Origin of the sequence: Kitasatospora sp. NPDC057518, assembly GCF_042802075.1 — a bacterium.
Lineage (GTDB): Bacteria > Actinomycetota > Actinomycetes > Streptomycetales > Streptomycetaceae > Kitasatospora.
Genome location: NZ_JBHVEU010000057.1, coordinates 19,494 through 28,476 on the forward strand (window position 1 = coordinate 19,494; position 8,983 = coordinate 28,476).

Annotated in this window: 7 protein-coding genes; 3 read left to right on the plus strand and 4 right to left on the minus strand. The window is 70.8% G+C overall.

The genetic code is table 11. The annotated features are described in order from the left end of the window. Positions 1-39 precede the first annotated feature (39 nt). Positions 40-819, minus strand: a complete 780-nt coding sequence (locus ACFU7Z_RS08730) for a GntR family transcriptional regulator (RefSeq protein ID WP_074000970.1) — start codon at positions 817-819, stop codon at positions 40-42. Between the two features lie 17 nt (positions 820-836). On the opposite strand from ACFU7Z_RS08730, the gene ACFU7Z_RS08735 reads away from it, so the two are divergent. Continuing rightward, a complete protein-coding gene (locus ACFU7Z_RS08735; RefSeq protein ID WP_380738791.1) occupies positions 837-1,298 on the plus strand; it encodes an NUDIX hydrolase in 462 nt (153 codons plus the stop codon). 207 nt (positions 1,299-1,505) lie between these two features. On the opposite strand, the gene ACFU7Z_RS08740 is transcribed toward ACFU7Z_RS08735, so the two are convergent. Next, complete coding sequence (locus ACFU7Z_RS08740; protein ID WP_380777040.1) at positions 1,506-2,174, minus strand: HAD family hydrolase; 669 nt, start codon at positions 2,172-2,174, stop codon at positions 1,506-1,508. 231 nt (positions 2,175-2,405) lie between these two features. On the opposite strand from ACFU7Z_RS08740, the gene ACFU7Z_RS08745 reads away from it, so the two are divergent. After that, complete coding sequence (locus ACFU7Z_RS08745; RefSeq protein WP_380777041.1) at positions 2,406-3,605, plus strand: XRE family transcriptional regulator; 1,200 nt, start codon at positions 2,406-2,408, stop codon at positions 3,603-3,605. 18 nt (positions 3,606-3,623) lie between these two features. Here the strand turns inward: ACFU7Z_RS08745 and hrpB are convergent, their stop codons facing one another. Then, on the minus strand, positions 3,624-6,140 hold the full coding sequence (gene hrpB / locus ACFU7Z_RS08750) for an ATP-dependent helicase HrpB (RefSeq protein ID WP_380777042.1): 2,517 nt from the start codon (positions 6,138-6,140) through the stop codon (positions 3,624-3,626). A gap of 4 nt (positions 6,141-6,144) precedes the next feature. Then, complete coding sequence (locus tag ACFU7Z_RS08755; RefSeq protein WP_082345872.1) at positions 6,145-7,020, minus strand: class I SAM-dependent methyltransferase; 876 nt, start codon at positions 7,018-7,020, stop codon at positions 6,145-6,147. A 414-nt stretch (positions 7,021-7,434) separates the two neighbouring features. Here ACFU7Z_RS08755 and rpsA point away from each other — a divergent pair, with 414 nt between their 5' ends. Next, positions 7,435-8,925, plus strand: a complete 1,491-nt coding sequence (gene rpsA / locus ACFU7Z_RS08760; RefSeq protein ID WP_049653883.1) for a 30S ribosomal protein S1 — start codon at positions 7,435-7,437, stop codon at positions 8,923-8,925. Positions 8,926-8,983 lie beyond the last annotated feature (58 nt).

An 8,983-nucleotide genomic window follows, 5' to 3' on the forward strand; every position in this document is an offset into this window, starting at 1 on the left:
AGAAGAATCTCGCGACGGGTTGAGGGAGTTGATGGCTAGTCAGTCATGGGCGGGGAACCGGTAGTCGAGAACGAACTGGTCGGCGGCCATGACGGTGTCGCATACCTCCACTACCCGGCCATCTGTAGTGATGGCATCGCGAACGAGATGGATCACTGGTGCGCCGGGGCTCAGGGTGAGCGCTCTGGTCTCGGGCTTGGTCGCGAGCCGGGCCCGAACGGACTCGGTGAACTCGGCCAGAGAGTAGCCGTGCTCTTCGAGACGGGCGTAGATGCCGCCGCCGCCAGGGTTCTCGGCGAAGACTTCAGGGATGTCCTTGGCCACATCCCACGGCAGGTACGACGTGGCTTCCTCGGTGGGTGTCCCATCGCGGAAGTACCGGCGCTTGCGAGCCAGTACCTGGGTGCCGGTGGGAAGGCCCAATCGATCGGCGATCTCAGGAGGCGCTTCTGTCGGGCCCACGAACAGCACGGTCACGGATGGGATGCCGCCAGAGGTCTCAGCCTCGGCGAGGTACGCGGCCTTGCCGGCCTTGCGATGGGCGCGGCGGAATCGGTCTGCGGACTTCCGCTGTACCGGCGGGCGGGACCGGACGAACGAGCCTCGACCGTGGTGCGTCTCGATGAGTTGAGCTGTTCGGAGTTCGGCGACAGCCTTGCGTGCTGTCCCGGACGCGACTCCGTATCGCTGCATGAGTTCGGCCTCGCTCGGCACGATCGCGCCGGGAGGCAGGGCGCCCGACTTGATCTGTGCGGCGAGGTCGGCCGCTATCTGTAGGTACTTCGCTGTGGCCGACGAGGCCACCTCACCACTCGCCATAGTCCTTCAGGGCTCCTATTCTCCTGCACATGAGTAACAGTGCAGGGAAGGCCCGGTCAATGCCACTCCACTCGGTGTCCGTCGCCGGAGTGGTGGTGCGCGAGGACGGCTGCGTGCTGGCGATTCGTCGGGCTGACAACGGAACTTGGGAACCCCCGGGTGGCGTGCTGGAACTGGGCGAGGCCATCGAGGACGGCGTGCGCCGCGAGATCTACGAGGAGACCGGGATCAAGGTCGGCGTGGAGCGGCTGACCGGCGTCTACAAGAACGTGAGCCGAGGTATTGTCGCCCTCGTCCTTCGCTGCCGACCGGAGAGCGAGGCGATGCGGCTCTCGGAGGAGTCGGTCGAGGTCGCTTGGCTCTCGCCGGCCGAGGTCTCCGAACGCATGGCCGAGGTCTATGCCGTACGTGTCCTGGACGGGCTTCGGGGCGACGCTGCGCCAAGTGTCCGGGCTCATGACGGTCGTCACCTGCTGTGACAGGCCAGGCGGCGGAGGTGGTGGGCCATGTCCAGGTGTGTCTAGGAGGGTGCCCCGGACGCTCCGCGGCGGACTCACTGGTTTTGGCCGCTTCCATGGTCGTCCCGACATCCGGAAGCGGTTGGCTGACTGGCGCTCCGGGGCGATTCTCGTGGTGCGCCAGCCACTGTTCGTTGTTCGGCCGCAGGTCCAACGCGCTGTGAAGGTTCAGAGCTCGGCAGGGAATCCCAGCAGAGCTGCGATCCGGGCGGGAGTGCCAGGCTGCCCGTCGGCGAGGACGGTGGTGATGCCGAGTGCTTCGGCCGGGGGTAGGTTCCTCGGGTGGTCGTCGACGAACAGGCAGGCCTTGCCGGGCAGTTCGAGTCGGTCCAGGGTGAGCCGGTAGATCGCCGGATCGGGCTTGGCCAGACCCTCCCGCTCGGAGATCACCGTCACGTCGAACAGCTCCCACACGCCCAGGGCCTCGTACGGGTCGTACGGGTCGAGGCCGAAGGAGTTGGACAGCAGCGCTACCTTGAGGCCGGCCCGCCGTGCCGAGCGGGCGAGCGCGATCATGTCGTCGGCGGGCCGGACGCCCGACCACGCCCGGCCCATCAGGTTCTCGTGCTCCGGCACGCCGAGGATGGGAGCGACCCGCCGGTTCCACTCCGCCTGGCTCAGCCGGCCGGCTTCGAGCTCGGTGTACAGGCGGCTGGCTTCCGGCTCGTGCCCGAGCGTCTGCCGCCACGCCCCGGCGTCGAGGCCTTGCGTGAGGCACCACTCGCCGTGTGCGGGGCCGGCATTGGCGGTCAGTACGCCGACGAAGTCCAGGATCAGAGCTGCGAAGGGGAGTCCGGCCTCGCCGGGACGGGTGACGGTCGGGGCGGTCAGTGCCATCTGGGTGTCGTCCTCCGGGTGAGTGGCCTCCTCGGGACCGTACCCGCCGCCGGGTAGCGGGATGGCACTGTATCCGGCTGTCAGACAGGCAGCCGGAGTGGAACGGTCAGGACGCCACCGCCGGTATCCCGTTCACCGAGCAGGGGTGTCCTACAGTTCATCGGAACAGAGCCCATGGTGCCGCTGGGCGCGGCACGCTTGGCTCCTGCCTGGAAGTATCGAAGGAGCATCGTGCCCAGCGCGCCCGTGGCAGATGACCAGCCGGCCCCGTTCGCCAGTGTCGAGCAGTGGCGACGGGTGCGCGGCTTCCTGAACGACCAGCGTCACGCGTTGACCGGCCGGCTGCTGGTAGAGAGTACGCCCGGGAGTCTCATCCCGGGGACACCCCTTCTGGCCCGACAGCACTGGATTCCGGAACGGCCGGTGCCGCTGGAGCACGTCCGGCTGAGCTGGAAGCCGGATGCGCCCGCGGCACCGTTGGACGGCGGTGAGCCCGAGCTCGATCACATCAGACCGCACCGGGAGGACGGGACCCTCTACCGTACGTACGCGGAGGCGGTCCGGGATCTCGCCAAGCCGAGGCTGTTCGAGAACCGAAACTGCTATCGCCTGCTCGACGTCGAGGGATCAACCACGGGTCCGAGGCTGACCTTCGGTCGGGGCCGGTACTTCGACGTGATCAACATCTGCGAGGCTGCCGCGCACGAGTACGCTGCGGCAGCCCTGGCGAGCCCGGACACGCCGGTGGATCCTGCGGCAACGCCCTTCCGCGCGTCCATCGCTGATCCGACCGACCTCCTGCATCGACCCGTCATGGCGGCAACGAGCACGCTGACCATCCGGAACGATCGGGCGGCCGGCGAAGCCGAGTTCGTGCTGCACTGGCGCGACCCCGAGAAGGTCGCCAGCGGTGGAGGCCTCTACCAGGTCATGCCGGTCGGGATGTTCCAGGCGTCCCATGACGCACCATGGAACGAGGGGAACGACTTCGATCTCTGGCGGGCGATCCTCAGGGAGCTGAGTGAGGAACTCCTCGGTGACACCGAGGACTACGGAAGTGACCGGGCGCCCATCGACTACGCGGCCTGGCCGCTCAACAAGACGCTCACCACTGCTCGCGAACACGGGAGACTGCGGGTCTTCTGGCTGGGCCTCGGCATGGATCCGCTGACGTTCGTCACCGACATGCTGACCGTCGCCGTGTTCGACGCAGACCTGTTCGATGAGACGTTCCAGCGGATCGTCTCGACCAACGACGAAGGCCATCGGGTCGGACCGGAGGACGCGACCGGGTGCTCGGTCGGGATTCCGTTCGTTGCCGAGCAGGTGGACCGCCTCACGGGCACCGAACCGATGCAGCCCGCCGGTGCGGCCCTTCTGCGGCTTGCCTGGCAGCACCGGGAGGCTCTGCTGGGAGAGGCCTTCCGGTAGGAACCCGCTGGGTGTCTGTCACTTCCGGGCGTTGAGGCGGCGGGTGGGTTCGGCGGTGGTGGGGTCTTCGGGCCAGGGGTGGCGGGGGTAGCGACCTCTCAGGTCGGCGCGGACGGCGCGGTAGCCCTCGCGCCAGAAGGACTCCAGGTCGCCGGTGACGGCGGCGGGGCGGCCGGCGGGGGAGAGGAGGTGGATGGTCAACGGTATGCGACCACCGGCCAGGGTGGGGGTCTTGGTCCAGCCGAAGAGTTCTTGCAACTTGGCGGCCAGCACTGGGCGTTCGGTCGTGTAGTCGACTCGTATCTTCGAGCCGGACGGGACGGTGATGCGCTCGGGGGCCAGCTCGTCCAGGCGGCCGGCTTCACCGGTGGCCCAGGGGAGGAGGCGTTGGAGGGCGGCCGTCGTGTCGATCCTCGCGAGGTCGGTGCGGCGGCGGGCGCGGGAGAGTTCGGGCTCCAGCCACTCGTCGGCGCGGTCGAGGAGGGCCTCGTCGCTGACGTCCGGCCAGGGGGCGCCGATGGCGCTGTGGAGGAAGGCGAGGCGCTCGCGCAGGTTCGACCGGAACGTCAGCAGGGTGCTCACTCCCTCGCGGGCGAGGCCTTCGAGGAGGGCAGACCGGACAAGCAAAGGGTCGGGGCGGTTGAGCGGCTTCTCGGCCAGCTCGATGGCGCCCAGCGATTCCACCCGGCGGGAGACGACCTCGCCTCGCCGGGTGTCCCAGTGGACCTCGGCACGGTTGCTGAGCAGCGGCGCCCCGGCGGCCAGGGCGGTGGCCTCGTCGAGCGCCGCCGCGTGCAGGATGCGCGCCGAGTGCGACCCCGCCGGGCGGTCGGCGACGGCGACGGCGAGCCAGGGCAGGGCGCCGAGCACGGTGCCGGGGGCGAGTTCGGCGGCTGTGCCGGAGGCCATCAGGTACGGGCTGCGCTCGCCGGGGGCGGGCCGTTCGACGCGGGCGCGGGCGATCCGCTCCGGGAAGGCGAGGGCGACGACGAGTCCGGCGGCGGCCGCGTCGGGCAGGTCGGTGGCGGGTTCGTCGGAGGTGGCGCGGAGCAGGCGGCGGACTTCGTCGCGCCAGCGGCCGGCGTACGGGTCCTTCGCGGCCCGGACGGTCCGCCAGACCGCCCCGAGGTCGTCGCCCATTGCCCGCGGCGGCTCCTCGGAGAGCAGCGCGACGACCTCGGCCGCCCGTCGCGCTCCGACCGCCGCCGCCCCGTCGACGAGGGCGCGCCCCAGTCGGGGGTGCAGTCCGGTGCGGGCGAGCCGGACGCCGCGCGGTGTGGCCCGTCCGTCCGGATCGACGGCGCCGAGGGCGGTGAGGGTCTGCCGGGCGGCGGCCATCGCCCCGGCGGGCGGGGCGTCGGGCAGGGCGAGGCCGGTGGCGTCCGGGTCGCCCCAGCAGGCGGCCTGGAGGGCGAAGGGGGTGAGGTCGGCGAGCGCGATCTCGGGGGTGGGGAAGCGGGCGGCGAGGGCGTCCTCGGCTTCGTTCCAGCAGCGGTAGACGGTGCCGGGGGCTTCGCGCCCGGCGCGGCCGGCGCGTTGGCGGGCGGCGGCGAGCGAGGCGCGGACGGTGACGAGGCCGGCCAGGCCGCGGGCGTGGTCGGTGCGGGGTTCGCGGGCCAGTCCGGCGTCGACGACGACCCGGACGCCGGGCACGGTGAGCGAGGATTCGGCGACGGCGGTGGTGAGCACGACCCGCCGCGAAGGGGACGGGGTGAGCGCGGCGTCCTGCACGGCCTGCGGGGCGCGGCCGTGCAGCTGGAGGACATCAACAGAAGGCAGGCCACCCAGCTGCCCGGCGACCCGGGAGATCTCGCCGACGCCGGGCAGGAAGCAGAGCACGTCCCCGTCCCGCTCGCTCAGCGCTCGCCGCACCACCGCCGCGACGTGGTCGAGCAGCGCCGGGTCGACCCGGGTGCCGTGGGCGGGCCGGACGGCGCGCGGCGGCGGTGCCCAGACCACCTCGACCGGGTGGGAGGTCCCGTGCGCCTCCACCACCGGGGCGCCGCCGAGGAGTTCGGCCCAGGCCTCGGTGTCGGAGGTGGCGGAGGCGCAGACCAGGCGCAGTTCGGGCCGCAGCGCCGCCCGGACGTCCAGCAGGAAGGCGAGCGCGGTGTCGGCGTCGAGGTGCCGTTCGTGGCACTCGTCCAGGACGACGACGTCCACACCGGGCAACTCCTGGTCCCGCTGGAGGCGTTGCAGCAGGACGCCGGTGGTGACGACCTCGACGACCGTGTCCGGCCCGGTGCGGCGCTCGCCGCGCACCGTGTACCCGACCTCGCGGCCCACGGACGAGCCGAGCAGCCAGGCCATCCGCCGGGCGGCGGCCCGTACGGCGAGCCGGCGCGGTTCGGCGACCAGCACCCGGCGTACGGGCCGGCCGTCGGCGAGCAGTCCGGCCAGGGCGAGCGGCACCAGGGTGGTCTTGCCGGTGCCGGGCGGCGCGGCGAGGACGGCGGTGCCGGGGCCGTCCAGCGCGTCGTGCAGGGCGGGCAGGGCGGTGCGGACGGGCAGTTCGCGCCAGGCCGGGTTCAGCAAGACATCAGCCCCGTTCGGCGACGAAGATCGCGGTCCCGGGGATCAGCCGCCCGCGCAGCGGGGACCAGCCGCCCCACTCCTGCTCCAGGCCGGCCGGCCACTCGGGCTCGACCAGGTCGACCAGCCGGAAGCCGGCGGCGACGAGTTCGCGGACCCGGTCGCCGATGGTGCGGTGGTGCTCGACGTAGGTGGCGCGGCCCTGTTCGTCCTGCTCGACGTAGGGGGTGCGGTCGAAGTAGGAGGAGGTCGCGGTGAGGCCCTCGACGCCGGGCTCGTCCGGGAAGGCCCAGCGGATCGGGTGGGTCACCGAGAACACCCAGCGCCCGCCGGGCCGCAGGACCCGGTGGACCTCGCGCATCAGGGCGGCGGTGTCGGCGCTGAACGGGACGGCGCCGTAGGCGGAGCAGGCGAGGTCGAAGGAGGCGTCGGCGAAGGGGAGGACGGCGGCGTCGGCCTGGACGACGGCGACGGGCGTGGTGCCGCGGCCGAGGTCGATCCGGCGGGAGTGCTGGAGTTGGCGGTAGGAGATGTCGAGGGCGACCGGCCGGGCGTCCCGGGCGGCCAGCCAGCGGGAGCACTGGGCGGCGCCGGCGCCGATCTCCAGCACGTCGCGGCCGGCGACGTCGCCGAGCAGGCGGGCGTCGGCCTCGTCCAGGCCCTCGGGGCACCAGGTGAAGCGGTCGTCGCCGAGGAACTCGCCGTGCTCGTCCTGGTACTCGTCGGCGTTGCGGTCCCACCAGTGCCGGCTGGCCCGGCTGCTCTCCCCGGTGCCGGCCGCGCGGCGCACCGCGTCGTCGCCCTCTTCCTCGACCCGCGCGGCGGAGGTGTCAAGATCGTGCAGGTCTGCTTGGGGGGTGGTGGCCACGGTGACAATGCCCATCGCGTAGGGTATGGAGTGCGGAAGCGCCGCTGCCGCGAACCGGCCCGTCAGGGTCCGGATCCTGGCGGTGGCATCCGGGGACGTGGCCCCTTCGGGCGCCGCCGCGAGGCGCGCATTCGGAGGATATGGCCTGATCCGTACCGGGCTCCACCGTCTTGCCGTCCTTCGGCATTGACCGTGCCTGGCCGTCCCCGTATGCTACAAGTTGCGCTGCGGGCCTGCGCGCCTCGGACGGAGCAGGTCGCGCTCGCATCTGTCGAAGACCCCACGGTCGCAAGACGGACGCCGGTTCTCGTTGTTACGGGACCACCGGTGTGCCGTGTTCTTGGCTGTCCGGCTTTCGGTGGGAGCGATACGGGCCCTCCGCGTGGCATTACCTACGACTTTCATGTCCGTACCGGAGCCCTTTTCCTAATGACGAGCCCCACCGACTCCTCCCTCAGCACCACCCCGCAGGTCGCGGTCAACGACATCGGCGACGCGGAGGCCTTCCTCGCCGCCATCGACGAGACCATCAAGTACTTCAACGATGGCGACATCGTCGAGGGCGTCATCGTGAAGGTCGACCGTGACGAGGTCCTCCTCGACATCGGTTACAAGACCGAGGGCGTCATCCCGTCCCGCGAGCTCTCGATCAAGCACGACGTTGACCCGCACGAGGTCGTCGCCGTCGGTGACAACATCGAGGCCCTGGTTCTCCAGAAGGAGGACAAGGAGGGTCGTCTCATCCTGTCCAAGAAGCGCGCTCAGTACGAGCGTGCCTGGGGCACGATCGAGAAGATCAAGGAAGAGGACGGCATCGTCACCGGTACCGTCATCGAGGTCGTCAAGGGTGGTCTCATCCTCGACATCGGCCTCCGTGGCTTCCTTCCGGCCTCGCTCGTCGAGATGCGCCGCGTCCGCGACCTCCAGCCCTACGTGGGCAAGGAGCTCGAGGCCAAGATCATCGAGCTGGACAAGAACCGCAACAACGTGGTCCTGTCCCGCCGTGCCTGGCTGGAGCAGACCCAGAGCGAGGTCCGCCAGACCTTCCTCACCACCCTGCAGAAGGGCCAGGTGCGCTCCGGCGTCGTCTCCTCGATCGTCAACTTCGGTGCCTTCGTGGACCTGGGTGGCGTCGACGGCTTGGTGCACGTCTCCGAGCTGTCCTGGAAGCACATCGACCACCCGTCCGAGGTTGTCGAGGTCGGCCAGGAGGTCACCGTCGAGGTTCTCGACGTTGACATGGACCGCGAGCGCGTCTCCCTGTCGCTGAAGGCGACCCAGGAGGACCCGTGGCAGCAGTTCGCCCGTACCCACCAGATCGGCCAGGTCGTTCCGGGTAAGGTCACCAAGCTGGTTCCGTTCGGTGCGTTCGTCCGCGTGGACGAGGGCATCGAGGGTCTGGTCCACATCTCCGAGCTGGCCGAGCGCCACGTCGAGATCCCGGAGCAGGTCGTCCAGGTCGGCGACGAGATCTTCGTCAAGGTCATCGACATCGACCTCGAGCGTCGCCGCATCAGCCTGTCGCTCAAGCAGGCCAACGAGGCCCTGGGTGCCAACCCGGCCGAGGTCGAGTTCGACCCGACCCTGTACGGCATGGCCGCCTCGTACGACGACCAGGGCAACTACATCTACCCGGAGGGCTTCGACCCCGAGGCGAACGACTGGCTGCCCGGCTTCGAGAAGCAGCGCGAGGAGTGGGAGCGCCAGTACGCCGAGGCGCAGTCGCGCTTCGAGCAGCACCAGGCGCAGGTCATCAAGAGCCGCGAGGCCGACGCCCAGGCCGCCGAGGAGGGTGGCGACGCCGTCGCCGCTGCCGCCGGTGGTTCCTACTCGTCCAGCAGCGACGAGGGCTCGGGCGCCCTGGCCTCCGACGAGGCCCTGGCCGCTCTGCGCGAGAAGCTGGCCGGCGGCCAGAGCTGAGGCTCTCGCTTCCCGCTAGCCGATAGCTAGACGGTGGGCCCCACCCGGATTTCCGGGT

What these genes read in the sequence shown, in the direction of transcription:
- ACFU7Z_RS08730 (WP_074000970.1), bottom strand. Translation starts at nt 819, where the DNA reads ATGGCGAGTGGTGAGGTGGCCTCGTCGGCCACAGCGAAGTACCTACAG.
- ACFU7Z_RS08740 (WP_380777040.1), bottom strand. Translation starts at nt 2,174, where the DNA reads ATGGCACTGACCGCCCCGACCGTCACCCGTCCCGGCGAGGCCGGACTC.
- ACFU7Z_RS08755 (WP_082345872.1), bottom strand. Translation starts at nt 7,020, where the DNA reads ATGGGCATTGTCACCGTGGCCACCACCCCCCAAGCAGACCTGCACGAT.
- rpsA (WP_049653883.1), top strand. Translation starts at nt 7,435, where the DNA reads ATGACGAGCCCCACCGACTCCTCCCTCAGCACCACCCCGCAGGTCGCG.